Annotated in this window: 14 protein-coding genes; 5 read left to right on the plus strand and 9 right to left on the minus strand. The window is 66.1% G+C overall.

Annotated elements, in window-relative coordinates:
- Window positions 1-61: 61 nt before the first annotated feature.
- From L1O02_RS09705 to L1O02_RS09740, 8 genes are all read right to left on the minus strand, one after another.
- Complete coding sequence (locus tag L1O02_RS09705) at window positions 62-346, minus strand: pyrimidine/purine nucleoside phosphorylase (RefSeq protein ID WP_011062476.1); 285 nt, start codon at window positions 344-346, stop codon at window positions 62-64.
- A gap of 74 nt (window positions 347-420) precedes the next feature.
- Window positions 421-960: an exonuclease domain-containing protein gene (locus L1O02_RS09710; protein WP_047305507.1), complete on the minus strand. Its 540-nt coding sequence runs from the start codon at window positions 958-960 to the stop codon at window positions 421-423.
- 62 nt (window positions 961-1022) lie between these two features.
- Window positions 1023-3008, minus strand: a complete 1986-nt coding sequence (locus tag L1O02_RS09715; RefSeq protein WP_108546048.1) for an acetyl/propionyl/methylcrotonyl-CoA carboxylase subunit alpha — start codon at window positions 3006-3008, stop codon at window positions 1023-1025.
- A gap of 60 nt (window positions 3009-3068) precedes the next feature.
- Window positions 3069-3866 carry an enoyl-CoA hydratase-related protein gene (locus tag L1O02_RS09720; protein ID WP_235759798.1) on the minus strand — a complete coding sequence of 266 codons (798 nt, stop codon included), beginning with the start codon at window positions 3864-3866 and terminating at the stop codon, window positions 3069-3071.
- A complete protein-coding gene (gene atuD / locus L1O02_RS09725; RefSeq protein WP_060840374.1) occupies window positions 3863-5020 on the minus strand; it encodes a citronellyl-CoA dehydrogenase in 1158 nt (385 codons plus the stop codon). Before atuD ends, L1O02_RS09720 begins: the two co-directional genes overlap by 4 nt.
- A 41-nt stretch (window positions 5021-5061) precedes the next feature.
- Window positions 5062-6678: a geranyl-CoA carboxylase subunit beta gene (gene atuC, locus L1O02_RS09730; RefSeq protein WP_108546046.1), complete on the minus strand. Its 1617-nt coding sequence runs from the start codon at window positions 6676-6678 to the stop codon at window positions 5062-5064.
- Between the two features lie 3 nt (window positions 6679-6681).
- Entirely contained in the window at window positions 6682-7551 is an 870-nt protein-coding gene (locus tag L1O02_RS09735) for an SDR family oxidoreductase (RefSeq protein WP_060840372.1), read from the minus strand.
- A 10-nt stretch (window positions 7552-7561) separates the two neighbouring features.
- Window positions 7562-9352, minus strand: a complete 1791-nt coding sequence (locus L1O02_RS09740; RefSeq protein WP_108546045.1) for an acyclic terpene utilization AtuA family protein — start codon at window positions 9350-9352, stop codon at window positions 7562-7564.
- Window positions 9353-9530: 178 nt separating this feature from the next.
- On the opposite strand from L1O02_RS09740, the gene L1O02_RS09745 reads away from it, so the two are divergent.
- From L1O02_RS09745 to L1O02_RS09755, 3 genes are all read left to right on the plus strand, one after another.
- Complete coding sequence (locus L1O02_RS09745) at window positions 9531-10166, plus strand: TetR/AcrR family transcriptional regulator (protein WP_060840370.1); 636 nt, start codon at window positions 9531-9533, stop codon at window positions 10164-10166.
- Between the two features lie 84 nt (window positions 10167-10250).
- Window positions 10251-11045, plus strand: coding sequence for a transporter substrate-binding domain-containing protein (locus L1O02_RS09750; RefSeq protein WP_060840369.1), 795 nt, complete (start codon window positions 10251-10253; stop codon window positions 11043-11045).
- Window positions 11046-11139: 94 nt separating this feature from the next.
- Window positions 11140-11481, plus strand: a complete 342-nt coding sequence (locus tag L1O02_RS09755) for a pyoverdine biosynthesis protein (protein WP_108546044.1) — start codon at window positions 11140-11142, stop codon at window positions 11479-11481.
- A gap of 14 nt (window positions 11482-11495) precedes the next feature.
- On the opposite strand, the gene L1O02_RS09760 is transcribed toward L1O02_RS09755, so the two are convergent.
- Window positions 11496-12044 carry an RNA polymerase factor sigma-70 gene (locus L1O02_RS09760; protein ID WP_060840367.1) on the minus strand — a complete coding sequence of 183 codons (549 nt, stop codon included), beginning with the start codon at window positions 12042-12044 and terminating at the stop codon, window positions 11496-11498.
- A gap of 373 nt (window positions 12045-12417) precedes the next feature.
- Here L1O02_RS09760 and L1O02_RS09765 point away from each other — a divergent pair, with 373 nt between their 5' ends.
- Together L1O02_RS09765 and L1O02_RS09770 are read left to right on the plus strand one after the other, a co-directional pair.
- Complete coding sequence (locus tag L1O02_RS09765; RefSeq protein ID WP_235759799.1) at window positions 12418-25434, plus strand: non-ribosomal peptide synthetase; 13017 nt, start codon at window positions 12418-12420, stop codon at window positions 25432-25434.
- Between the two features lie 210 nt (window positions 25435-25644).
- On the plus strand, window positions 25645-25983 hold the full coding sequence (locus L1O02_RS09770; protein WP_108546042.1) for a hypothetical protein: 339 nt from the start codon (window positions 25645-25647) through the stop codon (window positions 25981-25983).
- Window positions 25984-26033 lie beyond the last annotated feature (50 nt).

The raw sequence follows: 26033 nt of genomic DNA on the forward strand, positions 1-26033 counted from the left end.
AAATGCCCGTCTGTTGCGCAGACGGGCATTTTTTATCGGTGATAAAGCCGCAGCGGCTCGATCAGCCGCGGTACTCGCACAGATAAGCGGTGTCCACCGCGACTTTCAGCTGGAACTTGCTGTTGGCCGGTACGTTGAACTGGCTGCCGGCAGGGAAGGTTTCCCAATCGGCACTGTCGGGCAGGCGCACGGTCAGCGCGCCGGACACCACGTGCATGATTTCCCGTTGTGCCGTACCGAACTCGTATTCGCCCGGGGCCATGACGCCAATGGTGGCTGGGCCTTCGGCCGTGCCGAAGGCAATCGACTTGACGGTGCCGTCGAAGTACTCGTTGACTTTAAACATGGGCGATTCCTCAAGAAAGGGTCAAAAAGGCTGGCCAGTATGCACAAGGCCTCAAGGGCCGTCACCTGCCGCCATCAAGGAAGAATCAGGGGCAACAGGCGCGCGGTATTGCGCGCATCTTCCAGGGCCCGATGCTGTTGGCCGTTGAACTGCATGCCGGCCAGTTGCAGGGCCGCATTCAGGCCCAGAGGGCGCTCCAGGCGCCGGGCCTTGGCGAAGCGCTGCTTGAGGTTCATGTGCGGCACTTCATTCAACAGGCTGTGCAACTGCTGGTTGTGCCATTCCAGCTGCAACTGCTTGCGGTCGTAGTCGCCCCAGCTGGCCCAGCCCTCCAGGCGCGGCCGATGCTGGCCCAGCCAGCGCTCGAACAGGTTCCAGACCTCGCTCAGCGGCGCGGCGCTGTCGATGTTGGCCTGGGTGATATGGGTCAGTTCGCGACAGAACGGCGTCAGCCGAGGGCGTCGCAAGGGGCGGACGAAACGCTGGAAGTGGTCTTGTTCCCGGCCTTGGCGGTTGACCAGGGTGGCGCCGATTTCGATGATTTCCATCTCGCTCACCGGCCAGCCCCCTTCATCCGTCGTGGCTTCCAGATCTATTACCAGCCAGTGGGGCATCGCAAATTCCAGCCTTCAACATCCTGATGAGGCTTGAGCGTAGCCAAAGCTGCGGCATCCGCCTAGTGCTCCATTTCCGGGGCGCTGCCGAGCGCTTGCACCTCCAGAAGGATTTGCCGGTTCTTCACCTGATCCCCAAGGTTGACCTGAAGCCGGGTGATCACCCCATCGATTCCGGCCTTGAGCGGGTGTTCCATCTTCATCGCCTCCAGCACCAGCAGCAGTTGGCCCTTGCTGACGCGCATGCCCTCGGTGACCTGCACATCGACGATGGCCCCGTCCATGGGGGCCTTGACGGTGCCGCCATGGGCGTCCGACTGGCCCTGCACCGGCGCATGGCTCAGGTCCTGCAGGCGCAGGCTGGCGCTGGCGCTGCCCAGCCACAGCTCGCCGTCCTGCAGACGGTAGGCGTAGTGGCGCCGGATGCCATTGACCTCCAGGCTGGCCCGGCGGCCATCGGCGGTGCAGATTCTCACCTCGTGCAGCACCTGCGCCTGCCGCACCTGCAACCGACTGGTTGCCGAGGCGCTCAGTTGCAGCGACCACTGCTGCTCACCCAGGCCCAGGCGATAGAGCAGCGGCACACCGGCCTGATTGCGCCAGGCGCGAAGGGCCGCGCCGTGGTGGCTGGCGCTGTGCTGGTAGAACAGTGCCGCGGCAATCGCCAGCTCCTCGTTGCCGGGCACCTGGGGTTGCAGGCTTGGGTCCTGCGCGAAGTGTTCGGCGATAAACGCGGTGCTGAACCGGCCGCTGGCGAACAGCGGATGCCGGAGCAGACCGGCGAGCAGCCGGCGATTGCTCTCAAGTCCCAGCAGCACGCAGTCTTCGACTCCGCGCAAGAGCTTGCGCCGGGCTTCCTCGCGGGTGGCGCCGTGGGCGATCAGCTTGCCCAGCATCGGGTCGTAGAACGGGCTGATCCACTGGCCTTCCTGCAAACCATGGTCGGTGCGCAGCCCCGGCGCCGGCTCCCAGCGCAGGATCTGGCCGGTCTGCGGCAGGAAGTTCTGCGCCGGGTCCTCGGCGTACAGCCGCACTTCGATGGCGTGTCCCTTGAGCTGCACCTGCTCCTGGCTCAGGGGCAGCGGCTCGCCGGCGGCCACTTGCAGTTGCAGGGCCACCAGATCCAGGCCGGTCACCAGTTCGGTCACCGGATGCTCGACCTGCAAGCGGGTGTTCATTTCCAGGAAATAGAACCGGCCGCCTGCGTCCAGCAGGAACTCCACGGTGCCGGCCCCCACATAGTTCACCGCGCGTCCGGCCTTGAGCGCCGCCTCGCCCATGGCCCGCCGCAGTTCCTCGGTCATCACCGGGCAGGGGGCTTCCTCGATAACTTTCTGATGGCGGCGCTGGATCGAGCAATCCCGCTCTCCCAGGTAGATCAGATGACCGTGGTGATCGCCGAACACTTGCATTTCCACGTGCCGGGGCTCGATCAGCGCCTGTTCCAGAATCAGCTCGTCGCTGCCGAAGGCGTGCAGGGCTTCCGAGCGCGCAGTGCGGATCTGTTCCAGCAGATCCTCGTGCCGCTGCACCAGGCGCATGCCGCGCCCGCCACCGCCAGCGCTGGCCTTGATCATCAGTGGGTAACCGATGCGCTGTGCCTCGCGCTGCAGGGTCGCGTCAGCCTGGTCCTCGCCCTGATAGCCCTGGATACAGGGCACACCGGCTTCGAGCATGGCGATTTTCGAGCGGCGCTTGCTGCCCATCAACTCAATGGCGGCGGCGCTGGGGCCGATGAAGGTGATGCCGGCGGCGGCGCAGGCGGCGGCGAATTCGTGGTTTTCCGAGAGGAAGCCATAGCCCGGGTGGATGGCGTCGGCGCCGCTGCGACGGGCAGCGTCGAGGATCGCCTCGCTGTTGAGGTAGGACTGCTGCACCGGGGATGGGCCGATGTGCAGGGCTTCGTCGGCCATGTGCACGTGCAGGGCCTCGGCGTCGGCGTCGCTGTACACGGCCACGGTGCGATAGCCCAGGGCCTGGGCGGTGCGCTGGATGCGGCAGGCGATTTCGCCGCGATTGGCGATCAGGATCTTGTTGAAGAGGGGCATACAGGCTCCCGGGAGTCGGTGGGTGGGGCATTCGCCGGCGAACCGGCGTCTACCAGGCGCTCAACCGGCCCAGGCCGGTTGGCGTTTCTGCACGAAGGCCAGGGTGCCCTCGACGCCTTCTTCGCCCATGACTGCGTTGGCGAAGTCGCTGGCGGCCTGGTCCAGCAACGGGCCCCGGGGCTGCTCGACACTGGCCAGCAGCAGGGCCTTGGTCGCCGCATTGGCTCCGGGAGCGCAGCGCAGCACCTGGGCCAGTTGCTGCTCAAGGCGTGCCTGCAGGGCCTGGACATCGGGCTCGACAAAGTGCACCAGCCCCAGGCGCTGGGCCTCGGCACCGTCGAAGCGGGCGGCGGTCAAGGTCAGGCGCCGGGCCTGGGTCAGGCCGATGCGCTGCACCACGAACGGGGCAATCTGGGCCGGCAGCAGGCCCAGGCTGGTTTCCGGCATGCCGAACTGCGCCGATTGCTCGGTGATGGCGATGTCGCTGACACAGGCCAGGCCGAAGCCGCCTCCCAGCACCGCGCCTTGCAGCACGCAAACCAGTACCTGGGGCAGCTGTTGCGCCTCTTCCAGCAGGGCGCCGAAGGCCCGGTTCAAGTCCCGGTAGGCGCTGCTGCCGTGGGCTCGGGCGCCGGCCATGTCCTTGAGGTCGCCGCCGGCGCAGAAGTGCTCGCCAGCGCCACGCAGGACCAGGGCGCGGACGCTGCGCCGATCACGGATCGCCGCCATCACCGTGCGCAGTTCGGCGACCATCTGCAGGCTCATGGCGTTGCGGCTTTCCGGGCGGTTGAGGCGGATGAACAGCACGCCATTGCGCGACTCCAGCAACAGCGTCTGGCAGGCAGGAAGCGGGCTCATTTCTTTTTCCCCGGCAGGATGCCCATGAGTTTGCAGATGATCCCCAGCATGATCTCGTCGGCACCACCGCCGATCGACACCAGGCGCACGTCGCGATAGGCCCGGGCCACCGGGTTGTCCCACATGAAGCCCATGCCGCCCCAGTACTGCAGGCAGCTGTCGCTGACCTCGCGGCCCAGGCGCCCGGCCTTGAGCTTGGCCATGGACGCCAGGCGGGTCACGTCCTGGCCGCGCACATACTGCTCGGTGGCCTGGTAGACCAGGGCCCGCAGGCACTCGATCTCGGTGGACAGTTCGGCCAGGCGGAAGTGGATCACCTGGTTGTCGATCAGCGGGCTGCCGAAGGTGCGGCGCTCCCTGCAGTATTCGATGGTGCTGTCGACGCAGTATTCCAGGCCCTTGATCATGTTCGCCGCGCCGAACAGCCGCTCCTCCTGGAACTGCAGCATCTGCATCATGAAACCCGCGCCTTCGTGGCCGATGCGGTTGCGCTGGGGCACCCGCACATTGTCGAAGAACACCTGGGCGGTTTCCGAGCTGCGCATGCCGAGCTTGTCCAGGTGCGAACTGAGGCTGATGCCCGGGGTGTTCATCGGCACCATGATCAGCGACTTGTTGACGTGGGGCTTGTCGTCCGAGGTGTTGGCCAGCAGACAGATGAAATCGGCGCTGGGGGAGTTGGTGATCCACATCTTGCTGCCGTTGATCACGTAGTCGTCACCGTCCTTGCGCGCATGGGTCTTGAGCCCGGCGACATCGGAGCCGGCGCCGACTTCGGAGACGCCGATGCAACCCACCTGCTCGCCGCTGATGGCCGGGCGCAGGAATTCGTCGCGCAGCTCATCGGAGCCGAAGCGCGCCAGGGCCGGGGTGCACATGTCGGTCTGCACGCCAATGGACATGGGAATGCCGCCGCAATGGATGGTGCCGAACTCCTCGGCGGCGACGATGGAGTAGCTGTAGTCCAGGCCCATGCCGCCGAATTTTTCCGGCTTGGAGATGCCCAGCAGCCCCAGCTCGCCGGCCTTGCGGAAAATTTCGTGGATGGGAAAGCGCCCGGCCTTCTCCCATTCCTCGACATGGGGATTGATCTCGCGGTCGACAAAATGGCGCACCGTGCGCCGCAGCTCTTCGTGTTCCTGGGTGAAGATCATTGTTGTTCTCCTCAAGTGGGGTCAGACCGCGAAATGCCCTATCAAAACCGTGCCACGCCGAAACTGTTGGGCTGCAAGGGGCGGGCGTCCGCCTCATGGCAGATATCCAGCAGGTAGCCCAGCAGGGTGCGGGTATCCCGCGGGTCGATCAGCCCGTCGTCCCACAGGTTGGCGCTGCCATACAAGGCGGTGGACTGGCTGTCGAGCTTCTGCGCGGTGACCTGCTCCAGCATGTCGAGCATCTTCGGGTCGGCTTCCTGGCCGTTCTTCGCCTGCTTGGCCTCGGTGACGATGCGCAACACCTTGCCGGCCTGGGCGCCGCCCATCACCGCCGTGCGGCTGTTGGGCCAGGCGAAGATGAAGCGCGGGTCCAGGCCGCGGCCGCACATGGCGTAGTTGCCGGCGCCGTAAGAGCCGCCGACGACGATGGTCAGTTTTGGCACCCGGGCATTGGCCACCGCCTGGATCATCTTCGCCCCGTGCTTGATCACCCCTTGCTGTTCGGATTCGGTGCCCACCATGAACCCGGTGGTGTTGTGGAAGAACAGCAGCGGCGTGCGGCTCTGGTCGCACAGCTGGATGAACTGCGCGGCCTTGCTCGCGCCCTGGGGCGTGATCGGGCCGTTGTTGCCGATAAAGCCGCAGGCCCGGCCCTGGATCTGCAAATGGCCGCACAGGGTCTGCGCATCGAACTCGCCCTTGAACTCCAGGAACTGCGAGCCGTCCGCCAGGCGGGCGACGATTTCCCGGGCGTCGTAGGGCTTTTTCGGGTCAGAGGGAATCAGCCCCAGCAATTCGTCGATGGGGTACAGCGGCTCGCTCCAGGTCCGCGCCGGCTGCACCGGCAATTGGGCATTCCACGGCAGCAGGCTGACGATCTCGCGGACGATGCGGATGCCATCGGCATCGTTCTGCGCCAGGTACTCGGCGGTGCCGGCGACCTGGGCGTGCATCTCGGCGCCCCCCAGTTCTTCATCGGTGGCCACTTCACCGGTGGCGGCCTTGAGCAGCGGCGGCCCGGCGAGAAACAGCTTGGCCTTGCCGCGCACCACCACCACGTAATCCGAGAGCCCGGGCTGATAGGCGCCGCCGGCGGTGGCCGAGCCGTGGACCACGGTGATCTGCGGCAGGCCCATGGCCGACATCCGTGCCTGATTGGCGAAACTGCGCGCGCCTTCGACGAAGATTTCCGCGGCGTAGTTGAGGTTGGCGCCCCCGCTTTCCGCCAGGGTCACCACCGGCAGCTTGTTCTCCATGGCGATCTGTTGCAGGCGCAGGGACTTCTTCAGGCCACTGGGGGAAATGGTCCCGCCCTTGATCGCACTGTTGTTGGCCACCACCAGCATGCGCACCCCGCACACATAGCCGATACCGGCGATCAGCCCGCCGCCGGCCTGGCTGCCGTCCTTGTCATCGTGCAGCTTGTAACCGGCCAGGCTGGCCAGTTCGAGAAAGGGCGCCCCCGGGTCCAGCAGCAGGTTGAGGCGCTCGCGGGGCAGCAACTGGCCGCGCTGGTCGAACCTGGCCTTGGCCTCGGCCGCCTTGTTCAGCAGGTCCTGCTGCAACTGCTGCACCTGTTGCAGGCCCGTCAGCATCGCTTCGCGGTTCTCGGCGAACGACGGGCTGTGGGGATCGAGCTGGGACTGGATCACCGGCATGAGTTATTCCTCGCCCTTGAGCACATCGGGCAGGTAGGCCCGGTGAAAACCGTTGTACGACTCACTGTTGCGCGCCTTGCTCAACGGCCAGGCACGGCTGCCGAGGCTGGCGGCACCGTCGATGCGCAGGGTGCTGCCGCTGATAAAGGCCGCGCCGGGGCTGAGCAGAAAGACAATGGCGGCGCTGACTTCCGACTCCGTGCCAATGCGCTTGAGCGGCACGTGCTCGCGCAGGGTCGGAATCACCGCCTTGAACGCGCCTTCGTAAGTGTCCATGCCGCTGGAGGCGATCCAGCCCGGGGCCACCGCGTTGACCCGAACCCCGGCATGGCCCCATTCATAGGCTGCGGTCTTGGTGAAGTTGTCCATCCCCGAGCGCGCCGCGCCGGAGTGGCCCATGCCCGGCATGCCGCCCCACATGTCGGCGAGCATGTTGACGATGCTCCCGCCGTGGCGGCTCATGGACTGGTTGAACACTTCCCGGGCCATGAGGAAACCGCCCACCAGATTGGTGCGCAGCACGGTCTCGAAGCCCTTCTGATTGATCGACGCCAGCGGCGCCGGGTATTGGCCGCCGGCATTGTTCACCAGGCCATGGATCGGACCAAAGCGCTCGACCCACTGCCCTACCAGGGCCTTGACCGCGTCCTCGTCGCGAATGTCGCAGGCCTGCCACTGGGCCAGGCCGCCGTCCTCGGCAATCTCCCCGGCAACCTGCTGCAGTTTCTCCGTCTTGCGTCCCACCAGCAGCACCCGGGCGCCGAGGGCCGCCAGTTCATGGGCGGTGCAGCGGCCGATACCGCTGCCGCCGCCGGTGACGATGACGGTCTGGCCGGCAAACAATCGGTCTTTGAAAATCGAGTCGTACACCACGGCCACTCCTTTAATTGACGGCGTCGGCGATGCGCCGCGGCACCGGGATCTGGATCTCCAGCAACTGCTGGGCGAAGGCCTTGCCTTGCGGGTCGATGCGCAGGCTGGCGACACCGCCGCCGCCCAGGGCGTTTTCCAGCAGGAAGTTGAGGCTGTGCGTGCCCGGCAGGTACCAGCGCTGCACGCGGCCGTGGACCGGGTCCAGCACGTGCCCCATCCAGTCCGCCAGCACTTGCGGGCTCAGGGCTTCGGCGATCCACGGCAGGTAGTCGGGATCGCGCGCCATGACCCCGATGTTGCTGTGATTGCCCTTGTCGCCGGAGCGCGCCACCGCCAGCTTGACCAGGGGCACGCTGGCATCGGCCCGTCCCCGGGGCACGGGCAGGGCATGGGCGACGGGCAGGGCGCCGGGGTCCAGAGGCTCGGTGCGGGGCAGGGCACAGGGATACTGCTGGCCGGCAAAGTCGATGTGCAGCTGGCAGGCGTCCTTGTCCAGCAGGAACGAGAACAGTCGGATGACCGGATAGACCGTGGGCCGGCCGCCGACAATTCCGGTCAGGCCCGGGGCCATGCCGGTGGCGGCCTGGGCGATTTCCCGGGAGAACAGCACCAGCGCCGCCTTGTGCGGGTGACGCACCGCCAGCTTGATCACCACTTCGCGGCTGTCCTGGCGGCGGCCGTGGGGACCGTAGGTGGCTTCGCTGCCCAGCAGCTCGATATTGACTTCGCTGTAGTCCGGCCAGCCGCGCTGGGCAAACATCTCGCGGGTCTTGTCGATGATCGCCTGGCTGACCCGGCGCGCCTTGGCCACCGCGTCGATCCCGGCCATCAGGCAACTGGCGGTGCAGCGGAAGCCGTCCGGGTAGGTGGCGCTGACCTTGTACTGATGGCTGGGGGGCAGGCCCTTGGCTCCCTGCACCGCCACGGCATTCGGCGCTTGCTGATGCAGTTGCACCTCGGAGAAATCGCACACCACATCCGGAAGCAGGTAAGCCTGTGGATTGCCGATTTCGTACAGCAGTTGTTCGCCAACCGTCAGCGGGCTGATCAGTCCGCCGCTGCCCGGCGCCTTGCTGACCACGAACCGGCCGTCGGCGCCGACTTCCACGATGGGAAAACCGATGTGCTCGTAGTCCGGCACGTCGCGCCAATCGGTGAAGTTGCCGCCGGTGCATTGGGCGCCGCATTCGATGATGTGTCCGGCCAGGGCGGCCTGGGCCAGGCGGTCGTAGTCCTGCCACGACCAGTTGAATTCGTGGACCAGGGCCGCACTGACCACCGCGCTGTCGACGCCGCGCCCGGTGATCACGATATCCGCCCCTAGGCCCAGGGCCTCGACGATGCCCGGGGCGCCAAGGTAGGCATTGATGGAGACACACATCGGCGGCAGGGGCGCGCCGCTGAACATCTCCTTGATCCCGGCGCCGGCCAGTTGCTTGAACTGTGGCTGCAGGTCATCGCCCAGCAGCACGGCGATCTTCAGCGGCACCCCGGCCTGCTCGCAGGCGGCGCGCAAGGCCTGGGCGCAGGCGTGGGGATTGACCCCGCCGGCATTGCTGATGACGCGGATCTTCTGTGCATGGATCGAGCCCAGCAAGGGCGTGAGCACCTCGACGAAGTCCGTGGCGTAACCGGCGTTCGGGTCCTTCATGCGTGCCCCGGCCATGATCGACAGCGTGATCTCGGCCAGGTAGTCGAACACCAGGTAGTCCAGGCGTGCGCCTTGCACCAGTTGCGCGGCGGCACTGCTGGTGTCGCCCCAGAAGGCGCTGGCGCAGCCGATTCGTACAGTCTTGGTCATGGCAGGGCTCTCGGAAAAAGAACTGCGAGGAGGCTACCAAGCAAGCGCTTGGTTTGTAAATGGGCCGATGGATTCTTCTGCCCAAGCGCTTGCTTGGTGATCCCGGGGGGCTTAAATTGCGCGCGCTACAGCCGGTTTCAGGCTGGGCTCTTGATGAAGTGACGCTAGGAGAACACCGGTGGACGAGCAAAAAGCCTTGCAGGTGGTACGCGAGCTGATTGCCAGCGGGCAAGTGACCGATCCCGACAGTGCCCGGGGCAAACTGTTGCAGACCGCCGCCCATCTGTTTCGCAACAAGGGCTACGAACGCACCACGGTGCGCGACCTGGCCAGCGCGGTGGGCATCCAGTCCGGCAGCATCTTTCACCACTTCAAGAGCAAGGACGACATCCTGCGGGCGGTGATGCAGGAAACCATCCACTACAACACCGCCCTGATGCGCGCCGAGCTGGCCGAGGCCGGCAGCGTGCGCGAGCGGGTGCTGGCGCTGATCCGCTGCGAACTGCAATCGATCATGGGCGGCAGCGGCGAAGCCATGGCGGTGCTGGTGTACGAATGGCGTTCGCTGTCCGCACAAGGTCAGGCCGAGGTGCTGGCCCTGCGCGACATCTATGAACAGATCTGGCTCCAGGTGCTGGGTGAGGCCAAGGCCGCCGGGTTTATCAAGGGCGACGTGTTCATCACCCGGCGCTTTCTCACGGGCGCCTTGTCCTGGACCACCACCTGGTTTCGTGCCCAGGGCAGCATGACCCTGGAGCAGTTGGCCGAGGAGGCCCTGCTGCTGGTGCTCAAGGATCATTCGGACGCCGACTGATTCAGCAGTGCAACATTGTCGAAGAGCCTTAAAGCGCCTAGCTTTAGAGCATCATTTTTCTTTTGTCCGAGGTAGGTTGCCTTGATGTCCTTGCCGCTGCGATCAGCCTTGCGAATGCTCCTGCTGGCACTGGCAACCCTTTGGGTCTGCCCGGTCTCCTCGGCGCAACTGGTGCGGGTCGCGGCGGCGCATTTTCCGCCCTATACCGTCCGTCCCGAAACCGGCGCCGACACCGGCTTGCTGCCGCAACTGGTGGAGGCCCTGAACCAGTCCCAGAGCAAGTACCAGTTCGTCCTGGTGCCGACCTCGATTCCCCGGCGTTTCCGCGATTTCGAACAAGGCCGGGTCGACCTGGCGATCTTCGAGAACCCGGCCTGGGGCTGGAAGGACATTGACCACACCAGTGTCGACATGGGCCTTGAGGATGCGGAGATCTTCGTCGCCCAGCGCCAGCCCAATCGCGGCCAGGAATATTTCGCCGACCTCAAGGGCAAGCGCCTGGCGCTGTTCAGCGGCTATCACTACGCCTTTGCCCAGTTCAACGCCGACCCCAAGTACCTGGCCGACACCTTCAACGCCACGCTCACCTATTCCCACGACAGCAACCTGCTGATGGTTCTGCGGGGCAGGGCGGACATTGCCCTGGTGACCCGCTCCTACCTCAGCGATTTCCTGGCCCGCAATGCCGAGGACAACGTCCAGTTTCTGGTGTCCCAGCGCATCGACCAGGTCTACCACCACTACAGCCTGATCCGCCCTCAAGCACCGATCAGCGCCGAGGACTTTGCCGGGCTGCTGCAAAAACTGCGGGACAACGGCCAGATGCGCAAAATCTTCGATCCCTACCGCATCGTCGTGATGCCCGTGCCCCACGCCTGAGCCCAGGGAGCCGCCCGGCTCCCCGAGGGGCACCTAAATTTCTCCCGCCGGTCCACGTCACTTGCTTGAATGCCCTTTGACGGTGAGGCCTGCCATGTCCCTTGTAAGTCCGCTGAGTGTCGAGACCCTGTCGGCGGCTGTGCTATCGGGCATCGATGAGGTCGGCGCCCGGCATCGGTTGTTCCCGGCATGGCCCAGCCAGGGCCAGGAGTCCGAAGCGCCGGATGCCCGGGCCGAGCGGCAGGAGCAGTTGGCGTTCTGGCTGTCGGCCCAGGTGCATGCGCTGTACCTGGACCCGCCGGGCACGCCGCCACCCGCCCACGCCGATGCCTGTGCCGGGCAAAACCGTTGTCGGTACTGCCGGCAGGACTTCGATCTCTTGCACAAACGTGCCGCGTTGCTGGTGCTGGGGCGCAGTGGCCTGCTGGAGGGATAAGCGGCGTTCGGCGCTCAGCGCCGGGCGAAGGTATCGGGACGATTGCCCGAGACTTTGCGGCAATGCACCAGGGCATCGCGAATCATGAAATTGACCAGGGTCGGCGAGACGCCCAGCTCCTTGGCGATGTCCTTTTGCGGCACGCCGTGCAGGCGATACATCTCGAAGGCATAGCGGGTGCGGCTGGGCAGCTCGGTCAGGGCATCGGCAATGTGTTCCAGGGTGGAAAAGTTCATGTGCGAGGTTTCGGGCGAAGCGCCATGAATCACCACATTCAGGCCTTCCTCTTCGGTGCCCGAATACTTCTGTTCCAGCGCCTGCTTGCGGTAATGGTCGATGGCCAGATTGCGCACGATCTGGAACAGGTAGCTGAGCTGGGCCTTGAACGAGGAGGTGATTTGCGGGGCCGACTGCAGGCGGAAAAAGGCGTCCTGGACCACGTCCTCAGCCCGGGACCGGCAGCCGGTAATCCGCGCTGCGATCTTGACCAGAATCAGACGGTTGTCGACAAAAGCCTGGAGTAACGGTGAATCGCACCTGCTTGTGGATACTTGTTCCGTCATGGAAATCACCTTGTTGCAAAGAAGTTAGTGGGACGTCAGAAAAGTCTGAGCCGTCCTACACATCGAGCGACAAATTAGGCTGAATGATAATGATTGTCAATTGAGAAAAAGAACTAATGCTCTCTATCGGTGCAGATTGAGAACAGCGGCTCATTCAGGGGGCGGAGCGGGTCCTGCCAGGGCCCGTGGGGACTAATTATTTGCCGAGGCCATCCGTTCCCATGGGAGAAAGATTCCGGGCAGCAAGCCCGGGTGCGGCGCCTCGCGGATGCCTGTGACCTGTTGCCAAGCCGTTGATTTTCGGTGGTTTGCCAGGGGCATGGCAGGGCAGGGGCCGCTCTCCATCGCAAGCACACTCCTGGCAGGAAACCCCATGACGGACGCGTTCGAACTCCCCAGCACCCTGGCCCAAGCCCTTCAACGCCGGGCAGTCCTGGCCCCTGATCAAGTGGCGTTGCGGTTCCTCGCCCAAGAGCAGGAGCAGAGCGTGGTGCTCAGCTACCGGGACCTGGATCTTCGCGCGCGGACCATTGCCGCGGCCCTGCAAGCCAACGCTGAATTCGGCGACCGCGCGGTGCTGCTGTTCCCCAGTGGCCCGGACTACGTCGCAGCGTTCTTCGGTTGCCTGTACGCCGGGGTGATCGCGGTGCCGGCCTACCCGCCGGAGTCGACCCGACACCATCACCAGGAGCGGCTGCTCTCGATCCTGGCCGACGCCGAGCCACGGTTGCTGCTGACCAGCGCCGGGCTGCGCGACTCACTGTTGCAGATGGACGAACTGCAGGCCGCCGGGGCGCCGCAGCTGCTCTGCGTCGACACCCTGGACCCCGCGCTGGCGCAGGACTGGCAGGCGGTGGAGCTCAAGGACCAGGACATCGCCTTCCTGCAGTACACCTCCGGTTCCACCGCGCTGCCCAAGGGCGTGCAGGTCAGCCACGGCAACCTGGTGGCCAACGAGCTGTTGATCCGCCGCGGTTTTGGCATCGACCTCAACCCGGACGACGTGATCGTCAGCTGGCTGCCGCTGTACCACGACATGGGCCTGATCGGCGGCCTGCTGCAGCCGATCTTCAGCGGCGTGCCCTGCGTGCTGATGTCGCCGGCCTACTTCCTGGCCCGCCCCGTGCGCTGGCTGGAAGCGATCAGCGAATACGGCGGCACCATCAGCGGCGGCCCTGATTTCGCCTACCGCCTGTGCAGCGAGCGGGTCAGCGAATCGGCCCTGGAGCGTCTCGACCTCAGCCGCTGGCGCGTGGCCTATTCCGGTTCCGAGCCGATCCGCCTCGACACCCTGGAGCGCTTTGCCGAAACCTTCGCCCCCTGCGGTTTCAGTGCCGACAATTTCCTCGCTTCCTACGGCCTGGCCGAAGCCACCCTGTTCGTCGCCGGGGGCGTGCGCGGCCAGGGCATCCCGGCCCTGCACCTGGACGACCGGGCCCTGGCGCAGAACCGCGCCGAGCCGGGGCAGGGCAGCGCGATGATGAGTTGCGGCTTCAGCCAGCCTGAGCACGCCGTGCTGCTGATGGATCCGCAGCAGCTCACGGAATTGCCTGACAACCGCATCGGCGAAGTCTGGGCCAGCGGACCGAGCATCGCCCACGGCTACTGGCGCAATCCCGAAGCCACGGCCAAGACCTTCGTCCAGCATGCCGGCCGCACCTGGCTGCGCACCGGCGACCTGGGCTTCATGCGCGACGGCGAGCTGTTCATCACCGGGCGCCTGAAGGACCTGCTGATCGTGCGCGGGCACAACCTGTATCCCCAGGACATCGAAAAGACCATCGAGCGCGAAGTGGAAGTGGTGCGCAAGGGCCGGGTGGCGGCGTTCGCGGTCAGTGACCAGGGCCAGGAAGGCATCGGCATCGCCGCGGAAATCAGCCGCAGCGTGCAGAAGATCCTGCCCCCCGAAGCACTGATCAAGGCCATCCGCCAGGCGGTGGCCGAAGCCTGCCAGGAAGCGCCCAGCGTGGTGGTATTGCTCAACCCCGGGGCCCTGCCGAAGACCTCCAGCGGCAAGTTGCAGCGCTCCGCCTGTCGCACCCGGCTGGCCGATGGCAGCCTGGATCACTACGCGCTGTTCCCCCAGGCCGAGGCTGCACCCGCTGGCGTTCAGGATGCGTCCGACGACGCGCTGCAAAACCTGATCGGGCGAATCTGGCAGGAGCACCTGCAATGCGCCGCCGTGGCCGCCGACGATCACTTCTTCCTCCTGGGAGGCAACTCGATCGCCGCCACCCAGGTCACGGCCCGTCTGCGCGAGGAACTGGGCCTGGAACTGAGCCTGCGGCTGTTGTTCGAAGCGCCGACCCTGGGCGCCTTCACCGCCGCCGTGGCGCGTCAGCAACAGGACGGCGGCGTGGCCCAGGGCAGCATCCAGGCCCTGTCGCGCCAGCAGCCGCTGCCCCAATCCCTGGCGCAGAACCGCCTGTGGATCACCTGGCAACTGGACCCCCACAGCAGCGCCTACAACATTCCCGGTGGCCTGCGCCTGCGCGGCGAGCTGGACGAAGACGCCCTGCGCGCCAGCTTCCAGTACCTGCTGCAGCGTCACGAAGCGCTGCGCACGCGGTTCTTCGAGCGCGACGGCCACGCCCTGCAACAGGTGGACGCCGCCGGTGAGTTCAACCTGCAGGTGATCGACATCAGCGATCTGCCTGTGGCCGAGCGTGAAGCCCGGGCGCAGCAGATTCGCGAAGACGAGGCGCGCACCCAGTTCGACCTGGAAAAGGGCCCGTTGTACTGGGCGACCCTGATCCGCCTGGACGACGAAGAACATCAACTGCTGCTGACCCTGCACCACATCATTGCCGACGGCTGGTCGCTGACTGTGCTGATCGACGAACTCTCCCGGCTCTACGCCGCCGCGGCCCAGGGCCAGCGCCTGGAGTTGGCGCCCCTGGCCCTGCAATACGCCGACTACGGCAGCTGGCAGCGCCAGTGGCTGGCCCAGGGCGAAGGCCAGCGCCAGCTGGACTACTGGAAGCAGCAACTGGCCGATGAGGCCCCGGTACTCAGCCTGGCCACCGACCACCCGCGTTCGGCCCAGGCCCGCCACAGCGCCGCGCGCCACAGCCAGCGCTTGAGTGTGACTCTCAGTGAGGCTGTGCGTCAGACCGCCCAGGCCTGGCAGGTCACGCCGTTCATGCTGTTGCTGGCCACCTTCCAGACCCTGCTGCACCGCTACAGCGGGCAGACCGACATCCGCATAGGCGTGCCCAACGCCAACCGTCCGCGCCTGGAAACCCAGGGCCTGCTGGGCTTCTTCATCAACACCCAGGTGCTGCGCGGCCAACTGGAGGCGCGCCAGACCTTCGCCGAGTTGCTGCAACAGACCCGCCGCACCGTCCTTGAGGCCCAGGCGCATCAGGACCTGCCCTTCGAACAACTGCTCGAAGCCTTCCCCGGCGCTCGTGAGCAAGGCCTGTTCCAGGTCATGTTCAACCACCAGCAGCGCGACCTCAGCGCCTTGCGCCGCCTGCCGGGGCTGCTGGCCGAAGAGCTGCCGTGGCACAGCCGCGAGGCCAAGTTCGACCTGCAACTGCACAGCGAGGAAGACCGCAACGGCCGCCTGAGCCTGGCCTTCGACTATGCCGACGAGCTGTTCGATGCCGCGACCATCGAGCGTCTGGCCGGGCACTTCATCAGCCTGCTGGAGCAGGCCTGCCAGCAGCCGGACAGCGCCCTGGGCGATTTGCCGTTGCTCGGCAAGGTCGAAGCGGCGCAATTGCAGCAATGGAGCATGGCCCCCTGCGCGCGCGCCGAGCGTTGGTTGCCGGAGCGCCTGCAGGAACAACTGCAGCAGACCCCGGAGCGCACCGCGCTGGTGTGGGACGGCGGGCAACTGAGCTTTGCCGAACTGCACGCCCAGGCCAACCGCCTGGCCCATTACCTGCGGGACAAGGGCGTCGGCCCGGACGTGTGCGTGGCCATCGCCGCCGAGCGTTCGCCACAACTGCTGATCGGCCTGTTGGCGATCATCAAGGCTGGCGGCGCCTACGTGCCCCTGGACCCTGATTACCCCGCCGAGCGTCTGGCCTACATGCTCGAAGGCAGCGGCGTGCAACTGCTGCTGACCCAGACCCATTTGCTCGGCCAGATGCCCGAAGCCCCGGGCGTCAGCGCCATCGCCATGGACGGCCTCAAGCTCGACAGCTGGCCGAGCCACGCCCCGGGCCTGCATCTGGACGGCGACCACCTGGCCTACGTGATCTACACCTCCGGCTCCACCGGCCAGCCCAAGGGCGTGGGCAACACCCATCGTGCCCTTATGGAGCGCCTGCAATGGATGCAGGACAGTTACCAGCTGCAAGCCGACGATGTGCTGATGCAGAAGGCCCCCATCAGCTTCGACGTGTCGGTGTGGGAGTGCTTCTGGCCATTGATCACTGGCTGCCGCCTGCTGCTCGCCGCCCCCGGCGAGCACCGCGACCCGCACCGCATCGCCCAACTGGTTCAGGAGTACGGCGTGACCACGCTGCACTTCGTGCCGCCGCTGTTGCAGCTGTTTGTCGATGAACCGCTGAGCGCCGAATGCCACAGCCTGCGCCGGGTGTTCTCCGGTGGCGAAGCCTTGTCCGCCGAGCTGCGCAACCGCCTGCTGCAGCAGTTGCCGAACGCGCAACTGCACAACCGTTACGGCCCGACCGAAACCGCGATCAACGTCACCCACTGGCAGTGTTCGGTGGAGGACGGCGAGCGTTCACCCATTGGCCGGCCGCTGGGCAATGTGCTGTGCCGGGTGCTGGATGCCGAGCTCAACCTGCTGCCCGCCGGGGTTCCGGGCGAGCTGTGCATCAGCGGCCAGGGCCTGGCCCGGGGTTACCTGGGACGCCCGGCGCTCACCGCCGAACGCTTTGTGGTCGACCCGCTGAGTGAGGAGGGCGCACGCCTGTACCGCACCGGTGATCGGGTGCGCTGGTGCGCCGACGGCGCCCTGGAATACCTCGGCCGCCTCGACCAGCAGGTCAAGCTGCGGGGTTTTCGGGTCGAGCCGCAGGAAATCGAAGCACGGCTGCTGGCCCAGGACGGCGTGGCCCAGGCCGCGGTGCTGGTGCGCGACAGCGTCGCCGGCCCGCAGTTGATCGGCTACTACACCGCCCCTGCCAGCGACGAAGATGAAACCGAGCAACGCGCCCGGCTGACCGCCGCCCTGGCCGCCGAGTTGCCGGAGTACATGGTGCCGGCGCAACTGCTGCGCCTGGACGCCATGCCCCTGAGCCCCAGCGGCAAGCTCGACCGCCGCGCCTTGCCGGAGCCGCAGTGGCAGGTGCGCGAGCACGTCGAACCGAGCACCGATCTGGAACGGCAGATCGCCCAGATCTGGCGCGACGTGCTGGGCCAGCCCCGGATCGGCCTCAAGGACGACTTCTTCGCCCTGGGCGGGCATTCCCTGCTGGCCACCCAGATCATTTCCCGCACCCGTCAGGCCTGCGATGTCGAGCTGCCGCTGCGGGTGCTGTTCGAAGCCAGCGAGCTGGGAGACTTTGCCGAACAGGTGCGGCTGATCCAGCAGTCCGGCGCGCGCAACCAGCAGCCGCCGATTGCCCGGGTCGACCGCAGCCAGCCGGTGCCGCTGTCCTACTCCCAGCAGCGCATGTGGTTCCTCTGGCAGATGGAGCCCGACAGCCCGGCCTACAACGTCGGCGGCATGGCGCGCTTGTCTGGCGTGCTGGACGTGGGGCGCTTCGAGGCTGCGTTGCAGGCGTTGATCCTGCGCCACGAAACCCTGCGCACCACCTTCCCCAGCATCAACGGCGTTGCCCATCAGCAGGTGCATGCCGACACCGGCCTGCGCATGGCCTGGAAGGATTTCTCGGCCCTGGCCCCGGAGGCACGACAGCAACGCCTGCAACAGCTGGCGGACAGCGAAGCCCACCAGCCATTCGACCTGGAGACCGGCCCCTTGCTGCGCGCCTGCCTGGTCAAGGCCGGGGAGCAGGAGCACTACTTCGTCCTGACCCTGCACCACATCGTCACCGAAGGCTGGGCCATGGACATCTTTGCCCGCGAATTGAGCGCGCTGTACGAAGCCTTCCTCGACGACCGCGAATCGCCCCTGCAACCCCTGCCGGTGCAGTACCTGGACTACAGCGTGTGGCAGCGCCAGTGGCTGGAGTCTGGCGAGCGCCAGCGCCAGCTGGATTACTGGATCGGGCAACTGGGCCGCGAACACCCGCTGCTGGAACTGCCCAGCGACCGGCCACGGCCGGCGGTGCAAAGCCACCAGGGCGAGCTGTACCGCTTCGACCTGAGCGACGAGCTGGCGGCCCGGGTGCGGGCTTTCAATGCCGAACACGGCCTGACCCTGTTCATGACCATGACCGCGGCCCTGTCGGTGCTGCTCTATCGCTACAGCGGCCAGACCGACCTGCGCATCGGCGCGCCGGTGGCCAACCGGATCCGCCCGGAAAGCGAAGGGCTGATCGGCGCCTTCCTCAACACCCAGGTGCTGCGTTGCCAGCTCGACGGGCAGATGAGCGTCGGCCAGTTGCTGGAGCAGGTGCGCCATACGGTGATCGAGGGCCAGTCGCACCAGGACCTGCCGTTCGACCATCTGGTGGAAGCCTTGCAGCCGCCGCGCAGCGCCGCCTACAACCCGCTGTTCCAGGTGATGTGCAACGTCCAGCGCTGGGAGTTCCAGCAAAGCCGGCAACTGGCGGGCATGACCGTGGACTACCTGGTCAACGATGCCCGGGCCACCAAGTTCGACCTCAACCTGGAAGTCACCGACCTGGATCAGCGCCTGGGTTGCTGCCTGACCTACAGCACCGACCTGTTCGACGAACCGCGGATTGCGCGCATGGCCGGCCATTGGCGCAACCTGCTGCAGGCTCTGATTGACGATCCGCAGCGGCGCTTGTGCGAACTGCCGCTGCTGCACGCCGAGGAACAGCAACAGCTGCTGGACAGCCTGAGCGTCGAGCCCGGTGAGCAACGTCTGGATCAGTGCATCCATCACCTGTTCAGCGAGCAGGCCCTGGCCCGTCGCGACGCTCCGGCCCTGACCTTCGCCGGGCAGACCCTGAGCTACAGCGAACTGGACAGCCGCGCCAACCGCCTGGCCTGGATGCTCCGCGAGCGTGGCGTGGGCCCGCAGGTGCGGGTCGGTCTGGCCCTGGAGCGTTCCCTGGACATGGTCGTCGGCCTGCTGGCGATCCTCAAGGCCGGTGGCGCCTACGTGCCCCTGGACCCGGAATACCCCCTGGACCGCCTGCACTACATGATCGAAGACAGCGGCCTCGGCCTGCTGCTCAGCGATGCACGGATGTTCGCCGCCCTGGGTGAGTTGCCGGCGAGTGTTGGTCGTTGGTGTCTGGAGGAGGACGGCGCGTTGCTGGCCGACTACCCGGCCAGCGAGCTGCCGTTCATCAGCCTGCCCCAGCATCAGGCGTACCTGATCTACACCTCCGGCTCCACCGGCCAGCCCAAGGGCGTGGTGGTGTCCCACGGGGAAATCGCCATGCACTGCCAGGCGGTGATCCGCCGTTTCGGCATGCGCCCGGACGACTGCGAGTTGCACTTCTATTCCATCAACTTCGACGCCGCCACCGAGCGTCTACTGGCACCGCTGCTCAGCGGCGCCCAGGTGGTGCTGCGGGCCCAGGGCCAGTGGGATGCCGAAGAGATCTGCCAGCTGATTCGCCAGCATCGCATCAGCATCCTCGGCTTCACCCCCAGCTACGGCAGCCAGCTGGCCCAGCACCTGGCCACCCAGCAGCAGACCCTGCCGGTGCGCATGTGCATCACCGGCGGCGAGGCCCTGACCGGCGAACACTTGCAGCGCATTCGCGCGGCGTTCCAGCCGAGCCTGTTCTTCAACGCCTACGGCCCCACCGAAACCGTGGTCATGCCCCTGGCCAGCCTGGCGCCGGAGCACTTGGCCGAAGGCGTGGCCAGCGTGCCCATCGGCCGCATTGTCGGGGCGCGGGTGGCTTACATTCTCGATGCCGATCTGGCGCTGGTGCCGCCCGGCGCCACCGGTGAGCTGTATGTCGGCGGCGCCGGCCTGGCCCAGGGGTATCACCGTCGTCCGGGGATGAGCGCCGAGCGTTTCGTGGCCGATCCGTTCTCCGGCGATGGCGGGCGCCTGTACCGCACCGGGGACCTGGTGCGCCAGTGCGCCGACGGTCAGCTGGAGTACATCGGCCGGGTCGACCATCAGGTGAAGATTCGTGGTTTCCGCATCGAGCTGGGAGAGATCGAAACCCGTCTGCTGGATCATCCGGCCGTGCGTGAAGCGGTGGTGCTGGCTCTCGACACCCCGGCGGGTAAGCAGCTGGCCGGTTATCTGGTGAGCGAGGTGGCCGAGCACGACGAGGTGCAGCAGGCCAACCTGCGTGAAGCTCTCAAGCAGCAGCTGAAAACCCAGCTGCCGGACTACATGGTGCCGACCCACCTGATCCTGCTCGACAGCATGCCGCTGACCGCCAACGGCAAGCTCGACCGCCGGGCCCTGCCGATGCCGGACCCGGAGCTCAACCGCCAGCAGTACGTGGCGCCGAGCAACGAGCTGGAACAGACCCTGGCCAAGGTCTGGGGCGAAGTGCTGAACGTGCGGCAAGTGGGCCTCAACGACAACTTCTTCGAACTGGGGGGCGACTCGATCCTGTCGATCCAGGTGGTCAGCCGCGCCCGCCAGCTGGGGCTGCACTTCACCCCGCGGGACCTGTTCCAGCACCAGACCGTGCAGACCCTGGCCCGGGTTGCCAGCCATACCCAGCGCATCAGCGCCGAGCAGGGCCAGCTCAGTGGCGAAGCGCCGCTGACGCCGATCCAGCACTGGTTCTTCGACAGCCGCATTCCCCAGCCACAGCACTGGAACCAGGCGCTGCTGCTGGAGCCGCTGGGCCTGCTCGATGCCCAGACGCTGGAGCAGGCGCTGTTGGCGGTGCTGGAGCAGCACGACGCCCTGCGCCTGCGTTTCAAACCGGTGGATGGGCAGTGGCGCGCCGAGTACCTGCCGCTGTCCGACGCGCCTGTGCTGTGGCAAGTGCGGGTGCCGTCCATGGCCACCTGCGAGGCACTGTTCGCCGATGCCCAGCGCAGCCTCGACCTGGAACACGGGCCGCTGCTGCGGGCGGTGTTGGTGGACGGACCGGAAGGCGAGCAACGCCTGCTGCTGGCGATCCACCATTTGGTGGTGGATGGCGTGTCCTGGCGCGTGCTGCTGGAGGATTTGCAGAACGCCTACCGTCAGCTGCAAGCCGGACAGAGCCTGAACCTGCCGGCCAAGACCAGCGCCCTGCGGGACTGGTCGAGCCGCCTGCAGGCCTATGCCGGCAGCGAATCCCTGCGTGAAGAACTCGGCTGGTGGCAGCAGCAACTGGCCGGCCCGGCCGCGCAACTGCCGGGCTTGAATGCCGCCGGTAGCCAGCAGCATCAGCAGGCTCGCTGCCACAGTGTGACTCTGGATGCCGAGCGCACCCGCCAACTGTTGCAACAGGCCCCGGCGGCCTACCGTACCCAGGTCAACGACCTGCTGCTGACCGCCCTGGCCCGGGTGCTGTGCCGCTGGAGCGGGCTGCCTTCGGCCCTGGTGCAACTGGAAGGCCACGGCCGCGAGGCGCTGTTCGACGAGATCGACCTGACCCGCAGCGTCGGCTGGTTCACCAGCGCCTATCCGCTGCGCCTGACCCCGTTGCAAGTGGAAGAAGCGGCCGGGCAGGGCGCCTCGATCAAGGCCATCAAGGAACAACTGCGGGCCGTGCCGCACAAGGGCCTGGGTTACGGCGTTCTGCGCTACCTGGCCGATGACGCCTGCCGCGAGGCTTTGGCGGCGCTGCCGCTGGCGCCGGTGACCTTCAACTACCTGGGGCAGTTCGACCAGAGTTTTGGCGCCGATGCCTTGCTGCGTCCGCTGGATGAGTCCGTCGGTCCGGCCCACGCTCCCGAAGCGCCGCTGCCCAACGAGCTGAGCATCGACAGTCAGGTCTATGGTGGCGAGCTGGTGCTGCGCTGGACCTACAGCAGCGAACGCTTCGCCGCCGAACTGATCGGTGAACTGGCGGACGCCTACCTGGGCGAGCTGCAGGGCCTGATTGCCCATTGCCTGAAGGACGATGCCGGTGGCCTGACGCCGTCGGACTTCCCCCTGGCGCGCCTGACCCAGGCCCAGCTCGATGGCCTGCCGGTGCCGGCTGTGCAGATCGAAGACGTCTACCCGCTGACCCCAATGCAGGAAGGCATGCTGCTGCACACCCTGCTGGAGCCGGGCACCGGCTTGTATTACATGCAGGACCGCTACCGCATCAACAGCGAGCTGGACCCGGAGCGTTTCGCCCAGGCCTGGCAGGCGGTGGTGGCGCGCCACGAGGCTCTGCGCGCGTCGTTCTGCTGGAACGTCGGCGAAGACATGCTGCAGGTTATCCACAAGCCGGGCCGCACCCCGATCGAATTCCTCGACTGGAGCGCGGTGCCCGAGGCCGAGCAGGAACCCAAGCTCCAGGCCCTGCATAAAGCCGAGCGCGAGGCCGGTTTCGATCTGCTCAACCAGGCGCCGTTCCACCTGCGACTGATCCGCGTCGGCGCCGCGCGCTACTGGTTCATGATGAGCAACCACCACATCCTCATCGATGCCTGGTGCCGCTCGCTGTTGATGAACGACTTCTTCGAGATCTACACCGCCCTGGGCGAAGGCCGCGAGGCGCAACTGGCGGTGCCGCCGCGCTACCGCGACTACATCGGCTGGCTGCAACACCAGAGCCTGTCCGAGGCGCGGCAGTGGTGGCGGCAGAACCTTGAAGGCTTTGAACGCACCACGCCGATCCCCAGCGACCGGCCGTTCCTGCGTGAACACGCCGGTGACAGCGGCGGCATGATCGTCGGCGACTGCTACACCCGCCTGGATGCCCGGGACGGCGCGCAACTGCGCGAGCTGGCGCAGCAGCATCAGCTGACCGTCAACACCTTCGCCCAGGCGGCCTGGGCCCTGGTGCTGCGGCGCATGAGCGGGGATCGCGACGTATTGTTCGGGGTCACCGTGGCTGGGCGCCCGGTGCAGATGCCGGAGATGCAACGCACCGTCGGCCTGTTCATCAACAGCATCGCGCTGCGGGTCAAGCTGCCCGAGGAGGGCCAGCGTTGCAGCGTGCGCCAGTGGCTCGGCGACCTGCTCGACCGCAACATGCAACTGCGTGAATACGAGTACCTGCCGCTGGTGGCGATTCAGGAATGCAGCGAGCTGCCCAAGGGCCAGCCGCTGTTCGACAGCCTGTTCGTGTTCGAAAACGCCCCGGTGGAAGTCTCGGTGCTGGACCGCGCCCAGAGCCTGAACGCCAGTTCGGATTCCGGCCGTACCCACACCAACTTCCCGATCACCGCCGTGTGCTACCCGGGGGATGACCTCGGCCTGCACCTGTCCTACGACCAGCGCTACTTCGAACAGGCCACCATCGAGCGCCTGCTCGGCGAGTTCAAGCGCCTGCTGCTGGCGCTGATGCAGGGTTTGCATGGCGACATGGCCGACCTGCCGCTGCTGGGTGAAGAGGAGCAGGATTTCCTGCTGGCCGGCTGCAACCAGAGCCGGCATGAGTACCCGCTGGAGCGCAGCTACGTGGAGCTGTTCGAGGCCCGGGTGGCGGCCCATCCGCAACGCATCGCCGCCAGTTGCCTGGAGCGGCGCTACAGCTACGCCGAGTTGAACCAGCACAGCAACCGCCTGGGCCATGCGCTGATCGCCAACGGCGTGGGCTTTGATCAACCGGTGGCCTTGCTGGCCGAGCGCGGCCTGGAACTCTTGGGCATGATCATCGGCAGCTTCAAGGCCGGAGCCGGCTACCTGCCCCTGGACCCGGGCCTGCCGAACCAGCGCCTGGGGCGCATCATCGAGCTCAGCCGCACGCCGATCCTGGTCTGCACCGCGGCCTGCCGCGAACAGGCCCAGGCCCTGCTGGACGAGTTCGCCTGTGCCGCACGGCCACGGTTGCTGGTCTGGGAAGAGCTGCAAGCCGCCGGGCATGCCGAAAGCAACCCGGGGCGCTACAGCGCGCCGGACAACCTGGCCTACGTGATCTACACCTCCGGTTCCACCGGCCTGCCCAAGGGCGTGATGGTGGAGCAGCGCGGCATGCTCAACAACCAGCTGAGCAAGGTGCCGTACCTGCACTTGAGCGAGGCTGACGTGATCGCCCAGACCGCGTCCCAGAGCTTCGACATTTCGGTCTGGCAGTTCCTTGCCGCACCGTTGTTCGGCGCCCGGGTCGACATCGTGCCCAACGCCATCGCCCACGATCCCCAGGGCCTGTTGGCTCACGTCCAGGAGCAGGGCGTCACCGTGCTGGAGAGCGTGCCGTCGCTGATCCAGGGCATGCTCGCCCAGGACGCCATTGCCCTGGATGGCCTGCGCTGGATGCTGCCCACCGGCGAGGCCATGCCGCCGGAACTGGCGCACCAATGGCTGCTGCGTTATCCACAGATCGGTTTGGTCAACGCCTACGGTCCGGCGGAATGTTCCGATGACGTGGCCTTCTTCCGCGTGGACCTGGCTTCGACCCGGGGTACCTATCTGCCCATCGGCACGCCCACCGACAACAACCAGCTGTATCTGATGGACGAAGCCCTGGCGCTGGTGCCCCTGGGCGCGGTCGGCGAGCTGTGCGTGGCCGGCACCGGGGTTGGCCGCGGTTACGTCGGCGACCCGTTGCGTACCGCGCTGGCCTTTGTGCCCCATCCGTTCGGTGCGGCGGGCGAACGCTTGTACCGCACCGGCGACCTGGCACGCCGGCGCAGCGACGGCGTACTGGAATACGTCGGCCGGATCGACCATCAAGTGAAGATCCGCGGCTACCGCATCGAGCTGGGGGAGATCGAAGCGCGCCTGCACGAACAGCCGGAAATCCGCGATGCCGCCGTGGTGGTGCAGGAAGGGGTCAACGGCAAGCACCTGGTGGGTTACCTGGTGGCCAGTGACTCAAGCCTGAGCCCGAGCGAATGCCTGGAGCGGATCAAACCGCGTCTGCGCGCCGAACTGCCGGAATACATGGTGCCGCTGCACTGGCTGTGGCTTGCGCGCCTGCCCCTCAACGCCAACGGCAAGCTTGATCGCAAGGCCCTGCCGGCCCTGGAGATCGGCCAGTTGCAGAGCCAGGACTATCAAGCCCCGGGCAGCGAGCTGGAGCAGACCCTGGCCGATATCTGGGCCGAGGTGCTCAAGGTCGAACGGGTGGGTGTGCGCGACAACTTCTTCGAGTTGGGCGGGCATTCCCTGCTGGCCACGCAGATCGCCTCGCGGGTACAGAAAGCCCTGCAACGCAACGTACCGCTGCGGGCCATGTTCGAATGCAGCACGGTGCAGGAGTTGGCCGCGTACATCGACGGTTTGGGTGCCAATGAAATCAGCGAGGAGAAGGTTGATCGCTTGAGTGACCTGATGGCCGAGTTGGAGGGCTTGTAAGCTTTTGCGGCGGGCGCAGCCACCCCAAAGGCTGCGCCTCACTCCTTCAGGAAGGTCGCGCATTCAGGCTTTACGGCCGTTGCATAACCGAGCGGTCTCTACAGGAAGCCTATTCAGGGGGGAAATAGAAAGGCAGTATTCAGCTAAGGGTTTTTGTTTGCCCTTATCGATTGGACTGAGCATGAAGAAAAAATAACAAGGATGCACCGAATGAAAGCAGAGTTGCGAGGCGGCGAAAAAATCATCAAAGAAGGGCCGGCAAACCTTCAAAGGAATATTGAGACGGTGGGCGGAAGGCTTTTTCTGACGAACCAGCGTCTGCTATTTGTCGCGCATAAAATTAACTTCCAAAGCGCTCCTGACGAGATTGAAATCTCAAACGTCCAGTCATTGCAGCCGGCGTGGACTAGATTTTTAGGTTTTATCCCCATTTTCCCCAACTCTTTATCTGTTTTTACAAAGCAGGGTATAGAGTCTCGATTTGTACTATTTGGCCGTGACGCATGGGCTGCTGCTATTGCTGCAACCATGAATGGGGCCAATGGCTAAATAACCTTCAGTTTGAAATAGTTCGCCGCGCATTGCCCGACAGCAGCCCT

This window comes from Pseudomonas sp. BC42 (assembly GCF_021560055.1).
Classification (GTDB): domain Bacteria; phylum Pseudomonadota; class Gammaproteobacteria; order Pseudomonadales; family Pseudomonadaceae; genus Aquipseudomonas.